The sequence below is a fragment of the Micromonospora sp. WMMA1976 genome (genome assembly GCF_027497335.1).
GTDB lineage: Bacteria > Actinomycetota > Actinomycetes > Mycobacteriales > Micromonosporaceae > Micromonospora > Micromonospora aurantiaca.
The window spans coordinates 846,399-865,029 of sequence record NZ_CP114912.1 but is presented as its reverse complement, the minus strand read 5'-3'; the positions used below and the strand labels follow the sequence as shown (position 1 = coordinate 865,029).

17 protein-coding genes are annotated in these 18,631 nt (G+C 72.6%); 5 read left to right on the top strand and 12 right to left on the bottom strand.

The window, feature by feature from the left end; translation table 11 throughout:
- Positions 1-2: 2 nt before the first annotated feature.
- The 9 genes from rdgB to O7546_RS04170 form a co-directional block, all read right to left on the bottom strand.
- Positions 3-620 carry an RdgB/HAM1 family non-canonical purine NTP pyrophosphatase gene (rdgB, locus tag O7546_RS04210; RefSeq protein ID WP_120571409.1) on the bottom strand — a complete coding sequence of 206 codons (618 nt, stop codon included), beginning with the start codon at positions 618-620 and terminating at the stop codon, positions 3-5.
- A complete protein-coding gene (rph, locus tag O7546_RS04205; protein WP_194799545.1) occupies positions 617-1,345 on the bottom strand; it encodes a ribonuclease PH in 729 nt (242 codons plus the stop codon). Before rph ends, rdgB begins: the two co-directional genes overlap by 4 nt.
- 71 nt (positions 1,346-1,416) lie before the next feature.
- Positions 1,417-2,163: an MBL fold metallo-hydrolase gene (locus tag O7546_RS04200; protein WP_187691215.1), complete on the bottom strand. Its 747-nt coding sequence runs from the start codon at positions 2,161-2,163 to the stop codon at positions 1,417-1,419.
- A gap of 225 nt (positions 2,164-2,388) precedes the next feature.
- Positions 2,389-3,354: a cysteine synthase gene (locus O7546_RS04195; RefSeq protein ID WP_194799544.1), complete on the bottom strand. Its 966-nt coding sequence runs from the start codon at positions 3,352-3,354 to the stop codon at positions 2,389-2,391.
- An 11-nt stretch (positions 3,355-3,365) separates the two neighbouring features.
- The gene (locus O7546_RS04190) at positions 3,366-3,704 is read right to left on the bottom strand and encodes a MoaD family protein (protein WP_047892373.1); all 339 of its coding nucleotides are present in this window, start codon (positions 3,702-3,704) and stop codon (positions 3,366-3,368) included.
- 67 nt (positions 3,705-3,771) lie between these two features.
- Positions 3,772-4,260, bottom strand: a complete 489-nt coding sequence (locus tag O7546_RS04185) for a M67 family metallopeptidase (protein WP_128138201.1) — start codon at positions 4,258-4,260, stop codon at positions 3,772-3,774.
- 55 nt (positions 4,261-4,315) lie between these two features.
- A complete protein-coding gene (locus O7546_RS04180) occupies positions 4,316-4,819 on the bottom strand; it encodes a DUF2017 domain-containing protein (RefSeq protein ID WP_194799543.1) in 504 nt (167 codons plus the stop codon).
- On the bottom strand, positions 4,816-5,106 hold the full coding sequence (gene clpS / locus O7546_RS04175) for an ATP-dependent Clp protease adapter ClpS (RefSeq protein WP_018786685.1): 291 nt from the start codon (positions 5,104-5,106) through the stop codon (positions 4,816-4,818). Before clpS ends, O7546_RS04180 begins: the two co-directional genes overlap by 4 nt.
- A 115-nt stretch (positions 5,107-5,221) precedes the next feature.
- Positions 5,222-6,763: a hypothetical protein gene (locus O7546_RS04170; protein ID WP_194799542.1), complete on the bottom strand. Its 1,542-nt coding sequence runs from the start codon at positions 6,761-6,763 to the stop codon at positions 5,222-5,224.
- A 193-nt stretch (positions 6,764-6,956) separates the two neighbouring features.
- Between O7546_RS04170 and O7546_RS04165 the strand changes: the two genes are divergently transcribed.
- From O7546_RS04165 to O7546_RS04150, 4 genes are read left to right on the top strand one after another with little or no spacing between them, the layout of a single operon-like run.
- Positions 6,957-9,629, top strand: coding sequence for a LuxR family transcriptional regulator (locus O7546_RS04165; RefSeq protein ID WP_194799541.1), 2,673 nt, complete (start codon positions 6,957-6,959; stop codon positions 9,627-9,629).
- A gap of 16 nt (positions 9,630-9,645) precedes the next feature.
- Positions 9,646-10,932 carry a nicotinate phosphoribosyltransferase gene (locus tag O7546_RS04160; RefSeq protein ID WP_194799540.1) on the top strand — a complete coding sequence of 429 codons (1,287 nt, stop codon included), beginning with the start codon at positions 9,646-9,648 and terminating at the stop codon, positions 10,930-10,932.
- Between the two features lie 15 nt (positions 10,933-10,947).
- Positions 10,948-11,529, top strand: a complete 582-nt coding sequence (locus O7546_RS04155; RefSeq protein ID WP_281600498.1) for an isochorismatase family protein — start codon at positions 10,948-10,950, stop codon at positions 11,527-11,529.
- Between the two features lie 39 nt (positions 11,530-11,568).
- A complete protein-coding gene (locus tag O7546_RS04150) occupies positions 11,569-12,810 on the top strand; it encodes an MFS transporter (RefSeq protein ID WP_194799826.1) in 1,242 nt (413 codons plus the stop codon).
- A gap of 497 nt (positions 12,811-13,307) precedes the next feature.
- Here the strand turns inward: O7546_RS04150 and ctaD are convergent, their stop codons facing one another.
- Positions 13,308-15,065, bottom strand: coding sequence for a cytochrome c oxidase subunit I (ctaD, locus tag O7546_RS04145; protein WP_013284349.1), 1,758 nt, complete (start codon positions 15,063-15,065; stop codon positions 13,308-13,310).
- Positions 15,066-15,192: 127 nt separating this feature from the next.
- Entirely contained in the window at positions 15,193-16,299 is a 1,107-nt protein-coding gene (locus O7546_RS04140) for an FAD-dependent monooxygenase (protein WP_194799538.1), read from the bottom strand.
- A 330-nt stretch (positions 16,300-16,629) separates the two neighbouring features.
- On the opposite strand from O7546_RS04140, the gene O7546_RS04135 reads away from it, so the two are divergent.
- A complete protein-coding gene (locus O7546_RS04135; protein WP_194799537.1) occupies positions 16,630-17,763 on the top strand; it encodes a cellulose binding domain-containing protein in 1,134 nt (377 codons plus the stop codon).
- Positions 17,764-17,824: 61 nt separating this feature from the next.
- Here O7546_RS04135 and O7546_RS04130 read toward each other — a convergent pair whose 3' ends face one another.
- Complete coding sequence (locus O7546_RS04130) at positions 17,825-18,607, bottom strand: aldo/keto reductase (protein ID WP_194799536.1); 783 nt, start codon at positions 18,605-18,607, stop codon at positions 17,825-17,827.
- Positions 18,608-18,631 lie beyond the last annotated feature (24 nt).

Sequence of the window (18,631 nt, the reverse complement as noted above, 5' to 3'; positions counted from 1 at the left end):
TCTCAGGCGGCGGGCGGGAGCACCTTCGCGACCAGCTTGGCCAGTTCCCGCAGCGCCTTGCCGCGGTGGCTGACCGCGTCCTTCTCCTCGGGCGTCAGCTCCGCGTTGGTGCGCTCCTGCCCGTCGCCCAGGAAGATCGGGTCGTAGCCGAAGCCGCCGTCGCCGCGCGGCGCGCGCAGCAGCCGGCCGGACTGGCGGCCGTCGACCAGGTGCTCCTTGCCGCCGGGCAGCACCAGCGCGACGGTGCAGACGAATGCGGCGCCCCGGTGCTCGTCCGGCACGTCGGCGACCTGGTCCAGCACGAGCTGGAGGTTGGCGTGGTCGTCGCCGTGCCGGCCGGACCAGCGGGCGCTGAACACACCCGGCATGCCGTTGAGCGCGTCCACCGCCAGCCCGGAGTCATCAGCGATGGTCGGCAGGCCGGTACGCCGGCAGCCCTCCCGCGCCTTGATCAGCGCGTTCTCGCCGAACGTGAGGCCGGTCTCCGGCAGCTCCGGGTACTCCTCGACGTCGTCGAGCCCGAGCAGGGCGATCCGGTGCGCGCCGAGCGCGCCGTCCAGGATCCGCTGGAGCTCGACGAGCTTCTTCCGGTTCCGCGTGGCGAGCAGGACCTTGTTCATGACGAGAGCGCCTTCCGCTGCGCGTCGGCCAGTTCCAGACAACCCGCCACGCCCAGGTCGAGCAGCGCGTCGAGCTGGTCGCGGGCGAAGACGCCCGCCTCACCGGTGCCCTGCACCTCGACGAAGTCGCCGGTGCCGGTGCAGACCACGTTCATGTCGACCTCGGCGGTGACGTCCTCGGCGTAGCAGAGGTCGAGCATCGCCTCGCCGCCGATCACCCCGACGCTCACCGCGGCCACCGAGCGGTGCATCACCTTCTCCACCTTGCCGGCCAGCGCCTTGCGCTCGGCCAGCCAGGTGACCGCGTCGTGAAGCGCGACGTACGCGCCGGTGATCGCGGCGGTACGGGTGCCGCCGTCGGCCTGGAGCACGTCGCAGTCCAGCACGATCGAGTTCTCGCCGAGCGCCTTCAGGTCGACGCAGGCGCGCAGGCTGCGGCCGATCAGCCGGGAGATCTCGTGCGTGCGCCCGCCGACCTTGCCGCGGACGCTCTCCCGGTCCGAACGGGTGTTCGTGGCGCGGGGCAGCATCGCGTACTCGGCGGTCACCCAGCCCAGCCCGGAGCCCTTGCGCCAGCGGGGCACGCCCTCGGTGACGCTCGCCGTGCAGAGGACCCGGGTCGCGCCGAACTCGACGAGCACCGAGCCCTCCGGGTGGGTGCTCCAGCCCCGGGTCAGGGTCACCGGTCGGAGTTGGTCGGGCCGCCGCCCGTCAGGTCGCGCCATGCCTGCACCCTATGCGGTGCGGTGATCGCACCGCCCGCGGGTGCCCGCCGACGACAGGGCCGCCGCCGGGCTCAGACCTCGTAGCAGGCGCCGGGCCGGACCACGTCCAGCGGCCCGGCGTACGCCCCGGCCGCCGCCTCCACGGTCTGCGACTCGCTGCCCCAGGCCGGTACGAGATGGGTGAGCAGGAGCCGTCCCACGCCCGCCTTGGTGGCCGCCTCACCGGCCTCCCGGCCGGTCAGGTGCAGATCCGGCGGGTTCTCCACGCCGTCCATGTAGCTCGCCTCGCAGAGGAACACGTCGGCGTCCTGGGCCAGGCGTAGCAGCGCCTCGCAGGGCGCGGTGTCGGCGGAGTAGCAGAACACCCGGCCGCCGTGCTCCAGCCGCACCCCGTACGTCTCCACCGGGTGGTTCATCCGGTCGACGGTGACGGAGAACGGGCCGATCGGGAACGTGCCCGGCTGGAGGCCGTAGAACTGGTAGACGTCCTCGACCGAGCCCTCCTCCTGCCCGTACGCGGCGGCCAACCGGTCGGGCGCGCCGGACGGGGCGTACATCGGCAGGGGCGGGTACGGGCCGTCCGGCGCGTACCGGCGTACCACGACGTAGGACACGGCGTCGAACATGTGGTCGCAGTGCAGGTGGGTGAGGAGGATGGCGTCGGGGGCGTGCAGCCCGACGTAACGCTGGAGCGTGGAGAGCGACCCCACCCCGAAGTCGATCAGAAGCCGGAAGCCGTCTGCTTCCATGAGATAGGCCGAACAGGGGGATTCGGGCCCCGGGAAGCTGCCCGCGCAGCCGAGGACGGTCAGTCTCATCCGGTGGCCTCGATCTCACCATGAGTAGTCGATGCGCCGGCGGCGGCGCCGCCGATGATCTCTACCGACGCGCTCGCCACGCTGCGCAGCCTACGCGTCGCCCCGGTCGGGCAAGAATCATCTGCCGGAAGTTGTCATCAACGTGACACCCATACACGTCCGCTCCGGACGAGACCGGCGGTCCGGCCGGCGGGCACGCCACCGGCCGGACCGGCCATCGGTCCGTCAGGCCCAGAGCTGACCCTCCAGGGCCTCCTCCGCGTCGGCGAGGGTGCCGCCGTACGCGCCGGTCGAGAGGTACTTCCAGCCGCCGTCGCAGACCACGAACGCCACGTCCGCGCCGCGGCCGTCGCGGACCGCCTCGTGCGCCACCGCGAGCGCGGCGTGCAGGATGGCGCCGGTGGAGAACCCGGCGAAGATGCCCTCCACCTCGACGAGCTGCCGGGTACGCAGCACCGCGTCCCGGGTGCCCACGGAGAACCGGCGGGACAGCACCCCGGCGTCGTACAGCTCGGGCACGTAACCCTCGTCGATGTTGCGCAGACCGTAGACCAGCTCGCCGTAGCGCGGCTCGGCCGCCACGATCTGGATGCCCTCGACCTTCTCCCGCAGGTAGCGCCCGGTGCCCATGAGCGTGCCGGTGGTGCCCAGCCCGGCCACGAAGTGGGTGATGCCCGGCAGGTCCTGGAGCAGCTCCGGCCCGGTCGTCTCGTAGTGCGCCCGGGCGTTCGCCTCGTTGCCGTACTGGTAGAGCATCACCCAGTCCGGGTGCTCGGCGGAGATCTGCTTCGCGGTCGCGACCGCCTGGTTCGAGCCGCCCGCGGCGGGCGAGAAGATGATCTCCGCGCCGTACATGCGGAGCAGTTGCACCCGCTCGGTGGAGACGTTCTCCGGCATCACGCAGACCAGCCGGTAGCCGCGCAGCTTCGCCACCATCGCCAGCGAGATGCCGGTGTTGCCGCTCGTCGGCTCCAGGATCGTGTCACCCGGACGCAGCCGACCGGACTCCTCGGCCGCGCGCACCATGAACAGGGCCGCGCGGTCCTTGATGCTGCCGGTCGGGTTCCGGTCCTCCAGCTTGGCCCAGAGCCGCACCGGCGGCGCCCCGGCCGGGACCGTCGGCGAGAGCCGGGGCAACCCGACCAGCGGCGTGCCGCCGCAGGCGTCGAGGAGGCTTTCGTACCGCGCCATCGCGGGCCCCCTCAGCGGGCGGCGCGCGTGGAGACCGCGTGCGAGGCGATCGCCGCGGCGGCCGCGAAGCCGAACGCGCCACCGGCCACGGCCGGCAGGATGGTCACGCTGTCGCCGTCGTTGAGCTTGGCGTCGAGCGCGCCGAGGAAGCGGACGTCCTCGTCGTTGACGTAGACGTTGACGAACCGGTGCAGCGCGCCCGCGTCGGTGACCAGGCGGGCCTTCAGGCCGCCGTGCCGGGAGTCCAGGTCGGCGATCAGGTCGGCGAGCGTGTCGCCGCTGCCCTCGACGACCTTCGCGCCGCCGGTGTAGCTGCGCAGGATGGTGGGGATACGAACCTCGATGGCCATGATGTCTCGTGCTCCTCGTTCGGGATCGTGCCAGGTGACGGGAAAAGGAAGGTGCCGGCGCTGAAGGTCAGCGGCCGGAACACTCGTAGTCGACCGTCGCCGGGCTCTGCCCGAACATGTAGGACTGGACGGCGTTCGGGTCCACGGCGGCGTCCACGATCTCCACCGGTTCCTCGGTGACCACGCCGTCGACGATCCGGAAGGAGCGGATCTCCTCGGTGTCGGGCTCGCGGGTCGAGACGAGCAGGTAGTGCGCGCCCGGCTCGCCGGCGAAGGAGACGTCCGTACGTGACGGGTAGGCCTCCGTCGCGGTGTGCGAGTGGTAGATGACGACCGGTTCCTCGTCGCGGTCGTCCATCTCGCGCCACACCCGCAACTGCTCCATCGAGTCGAACTCGTAGAACGTCATGGAGCGGGCGGCGTTGTCCATCGGGATGTGCCGGGTCGGGGTGTCGCTGCCGACGGGGCCGGCGACCACGCCGCACGCCTCGTCCGGGTGGTCCCGACGCGCGTGGGCGACGATCGCGTCGATGATCGACCGGTCGATGCTCAGCACGCCGCCAAGCCTAGCCCCTGGCCCGGCCGGGCGGCGAGGTGGCGACCGTCACCACTCAGTCGATGAGCGCGTTGAGCAGGGATTCCTGGAGATATCCGAGATAGGCGTAGACCGACAGTTGGAACACCCGGGACGAGCCCGGGTCCGCGGCGACCGCGTCGTCGAGCTCCTCACCCAGGTCGGTGCCGTCCTTGATCTCCAGGCGTACGCCCATCGCCAGCCGGGCGTCGTTCAGCGCCCGCAGCCACGCCTCGGCCGCCTCCGCGTCCAGCCGCACCTCGCCGCCGGCGTCTCCGTCGGGCAGCGCGGCGAGCACGGCGCCCGCCTGGTCGATCTTGCCGGTCTTCAGGTCGCCCTCGGTGTAGCGGCGGAACTCGGCGGTGCCGGCGTCGTCGTCCGGGTAGGCGTCGGGAAACAGCCGCCCGACCACCGGATCGCCGTGGTCGAAGCCGTCGGTCAGCAGGCCGACCACCTCGCCTGCGACCTTGCGCAGGACCCGGACCTCGTCGACCGCGAACGTGGCCACGTAGTGGTCGCCCCGGCGGCGGAACATGCTCATGACCTGTCCACCGTCGCCCAGAGGCCGTACGCGTGCAGCTGCGCCGCGTCGTGCTCCATCCGCTCCCGCGCGCCGCTGGAGACCACGGCCTTGCCCTTGTGGTGCACGTCCAGCATGAGCCGCTCCGCCTTCTCCCGGCTGTACCCGAAGAGCTTCTGGAACACCCAGGTCACGTACGTCATCAGGTTGACCGGATCGTCCCAGACGATGGTCACCCACGGCCGGTCGGAGACCGGCACCTCTTCGGTGTCCGGCGTCTCGACCGGCGCAACCTGTGGAGCCGCCATGCCCCCCATCGTGCCACCGGATCCGGGGAACCGATGAACCGGAACGGCGCGGCGGTCGTCGTCACCCGCCCGGGCGGCGTACGCGAGCCCGGGTCGCGGTGTGCCCGCGCCGTGGTCAGGCAAGCAGGATGCCGTGGTCGACCGCATCGGCGAGCACCCCGCCGAGCGAGAGACGGATCACCTCGAAGCGGCGGGACACCTCGCGGGACAGTTCGAGCTCGACCTCGCGCAGCGCGCGCTGGGCCCAGGAACGGGCGGCGTTCGGGTCGTCGTTGCCCGGTGCCCGCCAGTGCTGCCAGCAGCCGCCGTTGAGGGCGACGCCGACCGGCGGGAGCACCTCGTCCCGCTGGGCGCCGGGCAGCCCGGCCAGCGCGTCCAGGGCGCCCGCGCCGGTCAGCCCGGCGACCCCGGCCGTGCTGGTGACCAGGAGCACCCGGTCCAGCTCGGGGGCGTCCGGGTGGTCCGCCAGGCCCAAGCGCACCGCGTGGATGATCCGCCGGCGTACGCCCTCTGCCAGCGGCGCGCCGAAGACCCGGGCGGCGGCCTCGTCGACCAGGCCCCGCACGGCCTCGTCGCACTGCGTGGTGGCGAGCAGCGACAGGGCCTCCAGCTCCCGGTCGAGCATCTGCGGCAGGCCGGCGCAGCCGACCCCGAAGACGATCTCCTGCACCACCCGCAGGTGGATGTTCGCCAGCTCCAGGGCGAGGTGCTGACGGATCCGGCGGGCGCAGGCGCGGGCCTGGCGGTCGATCCCGTCGGCCAGCTCACCCGGCTCGACACCGGTGAGCACCGGCACCCGGCCGTGCCCGCCGACCGGCACCGGCGGGTGGGCGCTGCCGCGCCGCCGCACCTCGTCGGCGGCCCAGTTCACCAGCGCTCGGCGCAGGTTCGGCAGCTCGGCGCGGCGGGCCGGGAACCACCGGGCCGGGGCGAGCGCCGGCACGGCGGCCAGCAGCGCGGCGCGGTGCGCCTCGATGGAGACCGAGACCGGGTCGAGCGGGCGGGCGGACCCGGCCCGGCCGGACGCCGTCCGGTCCTGGGCCCGCGCGTCGTCGTCCGGCGCCGGGCCGGTCACGCCGGGCGTGACGGCGAAGAACACCTCGACCCGGGTACGCACCACCTCGGCCAGCAGGTGCAGCTCGGCCGCGCTGAACGCCTGGTCGGCGGAGATCACGAAGAGCAGCGCGCCGGCCCGGCCGACGGCGTCGCGCAGCACCCGGCCGCCGGCCACACCGAGCGTGCCGGTATCAGGCGTGTCGACCACCGCGAAGTGCCGCAGCAGCGGATCGGGCAGGCTCAGCTCGACCCGGCGGGGCGGCCGGGCCAGCGCCGGGCCGGCCGCGAGCGGGTCGGCGCCGTAGGAGTGCGGCTGGCGGTAGCCCGGGACGTACGCGGCGCGGGTGGCGGTGGCGGCGTGCTGGATCAGCAGGTTGCTCCCCGGCGGCACGGCGAGCGTCGCGGCCTCGATCCCGAGCAGGCCGGCGATCAGCTCGCGTCGGTTCGCGCCGGCCGGACCGGCGACGACCACCGCCATCGGCTCGTCCGGACCGGGCGCTGTCACACCGAGCCGGGTCGGCAGCGGGGCACTTCCGGAGGAGGGCTCGGCCTGACGGCGCGGGTCGGGCACGTCGACCGAAGGGAGCGGACCCGGTGTCATCAGGTGGGCCTCCCGGTCGGGCGACCGGGGTGCCGGTCGCGGATCTTCCCTGGGTACGGGGACTGCCGGAAGAGTACGGGTGTCGGCCATCCGACAGCCAACAACTCCGGTACTCACGGGTAATGAACAGATTACTCAACTTCACTGCGTGACGATACGCACGCGGACGGAACACGGTCGATATGCTGCATCGATGAGTAGGTGGGAGTTCGTCGGCCGTACTGATGAACTCAACCGTCTGCTGTCGGCGGTCGGCGGCCCCGAGGGGCGCGGTTTGCTCTTCGGCGGCGACGCCGGGGTCGGCAAGAGCCGGCTGCTGCGCGAAGGGGTGGCCGCGCTCTCCCCCGAGCGGTACGCGATCTGGTCCATCGCGGCCAGCGCCACCACTGCCGCGCTGCCGTTCGGCGGGCTGGTCCAGGTGCTGCCCGCCTCGCAGCCGCAGGGCCTGTCCCCCGCCGGAATCCTGCGCTGGGCCCTGGACGTGCTCCAGGAACAGGCAGCCGGCCGGCCCATCGTGCTCGCCGTCGACGACGCGCATCTGCTCGATCCGCCCTCGGCGGCGCTCGTGCACCTGGTCGCCCGCTCGGAGAACGCGTACGTGATCGGGACGCTGCGCAACGGCGAACAGGTCCCGCTGCCGATCCGGGCACTCTGGACCGACGACCTGGCCGACCTGGTCGAGCTCGGCCCGCTGTGCCGCACCGAGACCTCGGGGCTGCTCGCCGCCATCCTGGGCGGCCCGGTCGACGCCTGCTCCTCGGACCGGCTGTTCCAGCTCTCCGCCGGCAACCCGCTGCTGCTGCGGGAGCTGGTGCTCGCCGCCGACGACGCGCTGGACCGCAGGTACGGGCTCTGGACCTGGACCGGCCGGCTGGAGCTGGCGCCCAACCTCACCGAGCTGATCGACACCCGGATCGGCCAGCTCACCCCCGGCGTCCGGGCGGTCGTCGAGCTTGTCGCCTTCGGCGAGCCGCTGGGCCTGCAACTGCTGGAACGGGCGGTCGACCCGGCGGACGTGGAGACGGCCGAGGAACGCGGGCTCATCGCGCTGGTCCACGACGACCGGCGGCTCAACGTCCGGCTGGCGCACCCGCTCTACGGCGAGGTGATGCGCCGGCACTGCCCGGTCAGCCGCACCCGCCGGCTCCAGGCCACCCTGGCCGGGCTGCTGGAACAGGTCGGCAAGCGCCGCCGGGAGGACCTGCTGCGCGTCGCGGTGTGGCGGCTCGACTCGGGTACGGCGCAGGACGTGGCCCTGCTGCTCGAAGCGGCGGTGCAGGCGTTCGGCAGGTACGACGTGCCGCTTGCCACCCGGCTGGCCCGCGCGGCGCTGGAGGCCGGCGGCGGCACGGACGCGGCCGAGCTGCTCGCCACCATCCTCATGTTCGGCGACCGGCCGGACGAGGCGATCGGCGTGCTCGACCAGGTCGCCGGCGAGATCCACGACGACCGGCGGCGCAGCCGGTGGCTGACCGTGCGGGGCATGGTCAGCTACTGGGGGCTCAACCGCGAGTCCACGGTGGAGGAGATCGCCGCGCGCGGCGAGGAGCTGAGCGACCCCGCCGACCGGGCCCGGGTACGCGCGTTCGAGGCCATCATGCGGCTGCACCGGCTCGACGTCGACGTCGCGGTACGGCTGGCCCAGGAGGTGCTGGACCGGCCCGCCGCCCCGATGGCCGCCCGGGAGCTGGCCCGCTGCACGCTCGCCCACCTCCAGGCCGCGCAGGGACAATACCAGCGCAGCGCCACAGCGATCGCCCGGGTGCAGGCCGAGGCGGCGTGCTGGCGGGCCGACATGCCCTACCTCCAGCTCGCCATGGAGCTGGCCCGGGGCACCCGGCTGACGCTCTCCGGCGACCTGCCCGGCATCGACGCGATCGTCGCCGACGAGTTCGCCGACCTGGCCGGGGCCGGTGACTTCCGGCTCGGCACCGGCTACCTGGCCATCCTCCAGGCGTACGCGGCGCGGCTGCGCGGGCGTGGCGACGAGGCGCTGCGGACCAGCCTGGAGGCGTGCGCGGTGCTCGCCACCAGCCGGGTGTACGCGGGCCTCGCGCACGCGGAGCGCGCCCAGGCCGCCGCGCTGCGCGGGGACGTGACGCACGCGGCCGACGCGATGGCCGAGGCGGACCGGACGCACGCGCCCGGTATGGCCGTGCTCTACCCGTGGCTGGAGCAGGCCCGGGGCGCGGTCCAGGCCGCCACGGGTGACCTGCCGGCGGCCACCAAGCACCTGTGCGCGCTCGCCGACCGGCTGCGCGAGGACGGCCTGGCCGGGCACGAGCTGCTCGTCCTGCTCGACCTGGTCCGGCTGGACCAGGCCGCCGCGCCGGTCGGGCCGACCTGCACCGACGGTGGCCGGCGTACCGTGGCGCAACGCCTGGCCGAACTCTCCGAGCAGGTCGACGGCGTCCTGCCGCCGCTCGTCGCCCGGTTCGGCCGGGCCGCTGTCGACGGCTCGCCGGACGCGCTGCTCGCGGTCGCCGACGGCTTCGCCGACCGGGAGCTGATCGTGTACGCGGCCGAGGCGACCGCCCTGGCCCTGCATCGGACGCGACACGTCCGGGCCGGCGCCACCGGGCCGATCCGGGAACGCCTCGCGGATCTGCTGCGCCGCTGCGACGAGATCTCCACCCCGGCGCTGCGGCTGCTGCGCCCGGCGCTCAGCGAGCGGGAGTGGGAGATCGCCCGGCTGGCCGCAGACGGCGTGACCAGCCGCGCCATCGCCGAGCGGCTGTTCCTGTCGACCCGCACGGTGGAGAACCATCTCCAGCGCGTCTACAGCAAGCTCGGCGTCGCCGGGCGCGGCGAGTTGCGGGCCGCACTGCGGTCCATGCCGGGGCACGACGGCGTGGACCCGGGCTGAACTCTAGGCTGGGGCGGTGAGCACCCTTCGTCCCGCGCTGCTGACCGACCACTACGAGCTGACCATGGTCAGCGCGGCCCTGCGTGACGGCACGGCCGACCGACGCTGCGTCTTCGAGGTGTTCAGCCGGCGGCTGCCGGCCGGGCGCCGGTACGGCGTGGTCGCCGGAACCGGCCGCCTGATCGAGATGATCCGCGACTTCCGGTTCGATCCGGCGGAGATCGACTTCCTGCGCCGTACCGGTGTGGTGGACGAGCCGGCCGCGCAGTGGCTGGCCGACTACCGGTTCACCGGCGACATCGACGGCTACGCCGAGGGCGAGTTGTTCTTCCCCGGCTCGCCGATCCTCACCGTGTCCGGCACGTTCGCCGAGTGCGTGGTGCTGGAGACGCTCGTACTGTCGGTGCTCAACCACGACTGCGCGGTCGCCGCCGCCGCGGCTCGGATGGTCACCGCGGCCCGGGGCCGGGCGCTGATCGAGATGGGCTCCCGCCGGGCGCACGAGGAGGCCGCCGTCGCAGCGGCGCGGTCCGCGTACCTGGCCGGGTTCCGGTTCACCTCCAACCTGGCCGCCGGGCAGCGCTACGGCATCCCCACCGCGGGCACCGCCGCGCACGCCTTCACGCTGCTGCACGACGACGAGCGGGCGGCGTTCGCCTCCCAGGTCGCCACGCTGGGCAAGGACACCACGCTGCTCGTCGACACGTACGACATCGCCCAGGGCATCCGCAACGCGATCGCGGTGGCCGGGCCGGAGCTGCGGGCGGTCCGGATCGACTCCGGCGACCTCGCGGTGATCGCCCAGCAGTCCCGGGAGCTGCTCGACTCGCTCGGCGCCACCGAGACGAAGATCATCGTCTCCGGCGATCTCGACGAGTACGCCATCGCCGCGCTCGCCGCCGAACCGGTCGACATGTACGGCGCCGGCACCGCGGTGGTGACCGGCTCCGGGGCACCCACTGCCGGCCTGGTCTACAAGCTGGTCGAGGTGGAAGGTCGGCCGGTGGTCAAGCGCTCCGAGCACAAGGCCACCATCGGCGGCCGGAAGGTCGCGGTCCGCCGGCACAAGCCGACCGGCACCGCCACCGAGGAGGTCATCGTGCCGCAGGGCGTACCGGACCGGCAGCCGAACGACCGGCTGCTCCAGCGCTCGTACGTGGTGTCGGGCGAGCCGGAGACGCTGCCCACGCTGGAGGAGTCCCGGGACCACCTGCGCCAGTGCCTGATCTCCATCCCGTGGGAGGGGCTCAAGCTCTCCGCCGGGGATCCCGCCGTACCGGTGACCGTCGTACCCGCGAGCTGAGGAGGAACCCGTCAGATGGCGAACGCCCTGATCATCGTGGACGTGCAGAACGACTTCTGCGAGGGCGGCTCCCTCGCGGTCGGTGGCGGGGCCGGCGTGGCCGCCGGCATCTCCCGGCTGCTCGCCGCCGAGCCGGACCGGTGGGACCACGTGGTCGCGACGAAGGACTACCACATCGACCCGGGCGCGCACTTCGGCGACCCGCCGGACTACGTCGACTCCTGGCCCCGGCACTGCGTGGTCGGCACCGCCGGTTCCGAGTTCCACCCCGAGCTGGCGACCGACCGGGTGGAGGCGATCTTCCACAAGGGCGAGCACGCGGCCGCGTACTCCGGTTTCGAGGGCCACGCCACCGACGGCGAGTGCCTGGCCGACTGGCTGCGGCGGCACGACGTGGACCAGGTCGACGTGGTGGGCATCGCCACCGACCACTGCGTGCGCGCGACCGCACTGGACGCCGCCCGGGAGGGCTTCCGGACCACGGTGCTGCTCGACCTGACCGCCGCCGTCGCGCCGGACACGCTCGACGTCGCGCTGCGGGCGCTGGACGGCGCCGGGGTGACAATGGTGGGCGAGCCTGTGATCACTGCCGCTTGACCTGATAATTGCTTGCGGGTGTTGTACCCCGGCCCGAGGATGGCGCCGGAGGTACGGACCGTCGTGAACCTGAAGCCTTACCGGGAAGCGCTCGCCCTACCCGGTCTCCGATCGTTGCTGCTGGTGTCGGTGCTCGCCCGTGTGCCGCTGACCGCCACCGGGGTGACGCTCACCTTCTACGTGGTGCTCGACCTGGGCCGCGGCTACGGCGCCGCCGGCCTGGTCGGCGCCGCGTCGACGATCGGCGCGGCGGTCGGCGCCCCGCTGCTCGGGCGGCTCATCGACCGCCGAGGGCTCCGGCCGGTGCTGGTGCTCACCACAGTCGCCGAGGCGCTGTTCTGGTCCGCCGCGCCCACACTGCCGTACCCGGTACTCCTGCCGGCAGCGTTCTTCGCCGGGCTGCTCGCCCTGCCGATCTTCTCGATGGTCCGCCAGTCGATCGCCGCGCTGGTGCCGGTGGAGAAGCGCCGCCCCGCGTACGCGCTGGACTCGATGGCCGTGGAGCTGTCGTTCATGGTCGGCCCGGCGCTCGCCGTGGCCCTGGCCACCGCCGTCACGCCGCGCCTGACGCTCTGGGCAGTCGGCGCCGGGATCGTCGCCTCCGGCATCTGCTTCTGGGTGCTCGACCCGCCGATCCGGGCCGCCGACGAACCGGCCGCTCCGCCGCGCCCGGTGCACCGCCGCGAATGGCTCACCCCGCGCCTGCTCGCCGTCCTGGCGGTCAGCCTCGCCGCCACCCTGGTGCTCGGCGGCACCGACGTCGCGGTGGTCGCCGTGCTCAGGGAGGGAGGCGAGGTCGGCTGGACCGGCGCCGTGCTGGCCGCCTGGGCGGTCGCCTCGCTGGCCGGCGGCTTCGCCTACGGCGCGGTACGCCGCTCGTTCTCCCCGCTGGCGCTGATGGCGGCGCTGAGCCTCACCACCATCCCGGTCGGGCTGGGCGGGTCGCACTGGTGGCTGCTGTGTCTGGCGCTGATCCCGGCCGGTGCGCTCTGCGCCCCCACCATCGCGTCCACCTCCGACGCGGTGAGCCGGCTGGCCCCGTCCTCCGTCCGGGGTCTGGCGATGGGCCTGCACGGTTCCGCCGTGACGGTCGGCATCGCGCTCGGCGCACCGCTGGCCGGCGCGGTCATCGACGCCTCCGCGCCCGCGTGGGGCTTCGTGGTCACGGGCGCGATCGGCGCGCTGGTGGCGCTGGCGGTGCTCCCGATAGAGCTGCGCCACCGCCGCACCCCGGCCCTCACCCCGACCCCGGACCCCGACCTGGCCCTGGCGTCCCGCTAGCCCCCGGGCCCCGCCCCCGCCTCCACCCACCCCACCCCGCGTGATCAACTCCCCGAGGCGGGGCGAAACCAGTACGGGGAAGTGGCTAGGTCCCGGCGCTCCGGACACCACCACTCCCCCGTACTGGCGTCGCGTGACGGCCCCGGCCGGAACCCCACGTTCCCGGAAGTTGACCAAGGAGTTGGTGTCCCCCCATGCAGGCCAAACCGACACAAACCCCTTGATCACCGGGGCGCCCCGAGGCGGGGCGAAACCAGTACGGGGAAGTGGCTGGCTCCAGGCGCTCCGGACACCACCACTCCCCCGAACTGGTGCCGCACCCCGCCCCCCACCCCGGCGATCATGAAGTTGGCGGCGACAAATCGGACACGGAACACCGTCAACTTCATGATCAACGGGGACGGGCGGGGACGGGCGGGGACGGGCGGGGACGGGCGGGAGAAACAGAGCGGGCGCCGCACCCCGTGGGGGAGTGCGGCGCCCGGCCTTGGACTGCGTCAGCGCTGGTCGAGGTTGCCTGCGGTGTCCTCCTGGTAGCTGGCACCACCGTTGACCTCGCTGGTCAGCGGCTTGGCACCACCCTCCGGCGGACCGGCCAGGCTCTGCCCGGCGGCCAGCTCGGGGAACTTCGCGTCGAACGCCGGCCGCTCCGAGCGGATGCGCGGCATGCGGTCGAAGTTACGCAGCGGCGGCGGGGAGCTGGTGGCCCACTCGAGCGAGTTGCCGTGGCCCCACGGGTCGTCGACCTCGACGACCGGGCCGGTCTTGTACGACTTCCAGCAGTTCCAGATGAACGGCAGCGTCGAGATACCGGTGATGAACGCGCCGATCGTGGAGATCGTGTTCAGCGTGGTGAAGCCGTCGGCGGCCTGGTAGTCGGCGTACCGGCGCGGCATGCCCTCGTTGCCCAGCCAGTGCTGCACCAGGAACGTGGTGTGGAAGCCGATCATGGTCAGCCAGAAGTGGATCTTGCCGAGCCGCTCGTCGAGCATCCGGCCGAACATCTTCGGGAACCAGAAGTAGATGCCGGCGAACACCGCGAACACGATGGTGCCGAAGAGTACGTAGTGGAAGTGCGCCACCACGAAGTACGAGTCGTGCAGGTGGAAGTCGAGCGGCGGGCTGGCCAGCAGCACACCGGTGAGACCACCGAAGAGGAAGGTCACCAGGAAGCCGATCGAGAACAGCATCGGCGTCTCGAACGTGATCTGGCCCCGCCACATGGTGCCGATCCAGTTGAAGAACTTCATACCGGTGGGCACGGCGATCAGGTAGCTCAGGAAGCTGAAGAACGGCAGCAGCACCTGGCCGGTGGCGAACATGTGGTGCGCCCAGACGCTCATCGACAGGGCGGCGATGGCGATGGTGGCGGCCACCAGGCCCTTGTAGCCGAAGATCGGCTTCCGGGAGAACACCGGGATGATCTCGCTGATGATGCCGAAGAACGGCAGCGCGATGATGTACACCTCGGGGTGACCGAAGAACCAGAACAGGTGCTGCCACAGCATCGGCCCGCCGGTCGCCGGGTCGTACACGTGGGCGCCCATCAGGCGGTCCGCGGCGAGCGCGAACAGCGCGGCGGCCAGCAGCGGGAAGACCAGGATCGCCAGCAGGCTGGTGACCAGCATGTTCCAGGTGAAGATCGGCATCCGGAACATGGTCATGCCGGGCGCGCGCAGGGTCAGGATCGTGGTGATCAGGTTGACCGCGCCGAGGATCGTGCCCAGACCGGAGATGGCCAGGCCGACGACCCACATGTTGGCGCCCACGCCCGGGGCGTGGTCGGCGGTGCTCAGCGGCGTGTACGCGGTCCAGCCGAAGTCGGCCGCGCCGCCCGGGGCGATGAAGCCCGCGGTGGCGAGCGTGCCACCGAACAGGTACAGCCAGTAGGCGAAGGCGTTGAGCCGGGGGAACGACACGTCCGGCGCGCCGATCTGCAGCGGCACCACGTAGTTCGCGAAGGCGAACACGATCGGCGTCGCGAAGAACAGCAGCATGATCGTGCCGTGCATCGTGAAGAGCTGGTTGTACTGCTCGGGCGACAGGAACTGCAGGCCCGGTCGCGCGAGTTCGGCACGCATGATCAGGGCCATCAGGCCACCGATCATGAAGAACACGAACGCGGTGACCATGTACATGATCCCGATCTGCTTCGCGTCCGTGGTGCGCAGCAGCCGCGCGATGGCCGACCCCTTGACCGGCTCGCGGACCGGCCAGGGCCGGGTCACGACCGGCTTGGGTGCGACGGTGGTCACGAGTGGCCTCCGGTTCTGGTTGTCCCGCTCGGCGCGCTGGTCATCGGCGCAGCCGTCATCCGTAGGGAGGATAGTCCCCGGTAGGTGGCCCCGCCGCGTGGGGTGGGCGGCTACGATCTCCCGCTCTCTAGAGGGGACCGGTCAGGAGCCGGTAGTGCTCCCGGAAGATCCGCCCGCCGCGTCCGCGCAGCAACGGGTCGCGCAGCGCCGGCGGCACGTCGCGGGTGCGGTTGCGGTCCCGGGTCCGGTCCCGCACCCAGCGGGTACGCGGGCGGCGACGACTCTCGTACGCGATCAGCGCGGCGTCGACGCTGCCGGCGGCGCGCAGCGACTCGGCGAGCACGACGGCGTCCTCCAGCGCCATGGCGGCACCCTGGGACAGCGTCGGCGCGGTCGCGTGAGCGGCATCACCGACGAGCAGCACCCGGCCGTGGAACCAGCGTCCCAGCTCGACCTCCTCGGTGCGCTCCACGCACACGCTCTCCAGCGCGGCGAGCACCTCGGGCACCGGGCCGCCGTAGGAGCCGAACAGCTCGTGCAGGCGGGCCAGCGGATCGGCGGGCAGGTCGGTGCCGGCCTCGTCGGCGTAGCAGTAGAGCCGTCCGGCGCCGAGCGGCACCACGAGGAACCCGGCCCGCTGGCCGAGCAGGGCGGTCCAGTCCGCGATCCGGGGGCCGCCGCGCACCAGGGCGCGGTAGACCACCTGCCCGGCGGGGCGTGGCGGTCCGCCGAGCGCGGCGAGCGTCCGTACCGCCGAGCGGGGTCCGTCAGCGCCGACGACCAGGTCGTACTCCGCGGTGGTGCCGTCGGTGAAGCCGACGGCGACCCGCCCGGGCAGCGGGTCGACGGTGCTCACCTCGGCGCCGTGGCGCACCGCGCCGCCGGCACCGGTGAGCAGTACCCGGTGCAGTTCGGCCCGGGGCAGCGCCCGGCACTCCCCCACGCCGGCCCAGAGCGCGTCGAGGTCGACCTCGCACAGCGGCGCCCCGGCGGCGTCGAGGAAGCGCTGCCGGTGGATCACCTGGCCGAGCGGGCGCAGCGGCCCGTCGAGGTCGAGCCGGCGCATCGCCCGGGCGGCGTTGCCCGGTAGGTAGAGGCCGGTCTCGATCGTCTCGGTGGGTGGCAGCCGTTCGGTGACGTCGGGCCGGAACCCCGCCAGGCGCAGCGCCCGGGCCACGGCGAGGCCGGCGATGCCCGCGCCGACGACGAGGATGCGCAGGGGGGAACCACCCATCACGGGGTACGCCTCCGGAGGGGGATCGGAACGCGTTGGAGGCAAGACATTACTCGCCGCAACCAGGCGGCGGAAGTGCCCGTGCGCCCTGGCGCGGGCCGCCGGTCGGCGGCGCACCCCGTCCCACCGGCAGGAATCCCGCCTCCATCTGGGGGAAGGGGGCGGCCGCGGTCCTCTCGTGCGCCACCGGCCGGACGCGGAGCGTTAACGAGCCCGGCGCATTTGCGCAATGATTCGAGACATGTAAATGTGTGCAGTGCATCGTGGGAGCGCTCCCGCCCGTACCACCTACCGAACCGGCGCCGTCCCCGCGCCGAGCCAAGGAGCATCATGAAGCGTCCACTCAGGGCCCTCGCGGCGGCCGGACTGCTCGCCGCCGGCACCCTCGTCGCCGTCGCGCTCGGCGGCACCGCCTCCGCCGACACCCAGATCTGCGAGCAGTACGGCTCGACCACCATCGGCGGCAAGTACGTGGTGCAGAACAACCGCTGGGGCACCAGTGCCCAGCAGTGCATCAACGTCACCTCGACCGGCTTCTCGATCACCCGGGCGGACGGCTCCGCGCCGACCAACGGGGCGCCGGTCGCGTACCCGTCGATCTTCGTGGGCTGCCACTACACCAACTGCTCGCCCGGCACGAACCTGCCGGTGCAGGTGAAGAACATCAGCAGCGCCCCGTCCAGCATCAGCTACAACTACGTCAGCGGCGCGATCTTCAACGCGTCGTACGACATCTGGCTCGACCCGTCGCCCAAGCGCGACGGCGTGAACCAGATGGAGATCATGATCTGGCTCAACCGGCAGGGCTCGATCCAGCCCATCGGCTCGCCGGTCGGCACCGCCAGCATCGCCGGCCGCACCTGGGAGGTCTGGCGCGGCAGCAACGGCTCCAACAACGTCATCTCGTACCTGTCGCCGTCCGCCATCCCCAGCTTCAGCTTCGACGCGATGGCGTTCATCAACGACACCCGCAACCGGGGCGCGATCACGAACGACTGGTACCTGACCAGCATCCAGGCCGGGTTCGAGCCGTGGCAGGGCGGCGTCGGACTGGCGGTGAACTCGTTCTCGCAGAGCGTCAACACCGGTTCCAACCCGCCGCCGACCACGTCCGCGCCGACCACGCCTCCGCCGTCCGGCGGCGCGTCCTGCACCGTCACCTACAAGGCGGCGAACGTCTGGAACAACGGCTTCACCGCCGACGTGACCGTCAAGAACACCGGCTCCGGCACGATCAACGGCTGGACGCTCAACTACAACCTGCCCTCCGGGCAGACCGTCACCAACGCGTGGAACGCCACCGTGAGCCAGAGCGGCTCGGCGGTGACCGCCCGCAACGCCGGCTACAACGGCACGCTGGCGCCCGGGGCGTCCACCAGCTTCGGCTACCAGGCGACGCTGAACGGCAGCTACTCCGCGCCGAGCAGCTTCACGCTCAACGGCTCCACCTGCGCCCGGGGCTGACCACCGCACACGAGAAGGGGGCGCGGTCCGCGACGGACCGCGCCCCCTTCCCCGGTACGCCTCAGCCGGCGAGTGCGTCGACGTCGCGCATCTCCTCGGCGGTGAGCGAGAACCCGAACACGTCGACGTTGGCCCGGATGCGCTCCGGCGTGACCGACTTCGGGATGACCACGATCTCGTGGTCGATGTGCCAGCGCAGCACCACCTGGGCCGGTGACACGTCGTGCGCCTGGGCGATGCGGACCAGCACCGGGTCGGACAGGTCACTGGCCTTGAACGGGCTGTACCCCTCCAGCGCCACGCCCCGGTCCCGGTGGGCGGCGTGCGTGTGCCTGTCGTACAGCGACGGGCTCCAGCGGATCTGGTTGACCGCGGGCGTCTCCTCGGTGGCCTGGATCAGCTCGTCGATCTGCCCGATCGAGTAGTTGCTCACCCCGACCGTGCGCGCCATGTTCTCGTCCCGCGCGGCGAGCATCTCCCGCCACACCGGGATGCTGTCGCCCGGCGCGGACGGCGGCCAGTGCACCAGCCACAGGTCGACGTAGTCGGTGTCCAGGGCGGCCAGGCTCGCCTCGATGGTCTCCCGCTCCCGGCCCACCCGGTCCGGCGGCAGTTTGGTGGTGATGAAGACGTCCTCGCGGCGCAGACCGCTCTCCTTCACCGCCCGCCCGACCTCCTTCTCGTTGCCGTACATGGTGGCCGTGTCGATGTGCCGGTAGCCGGCGTCCAGTGCGGCGAGCACCGCCTGGTACCCGGCCTCGCCGGTGGCCTGCCACGTGCCGAAGCCGAGCAGCGGGATCCGGACGTCGCCGGTGAGCGGAAGGGTGGGCTGGTCGCTGTCCATGTCCCCCGTTCTACCCCGGTTGGC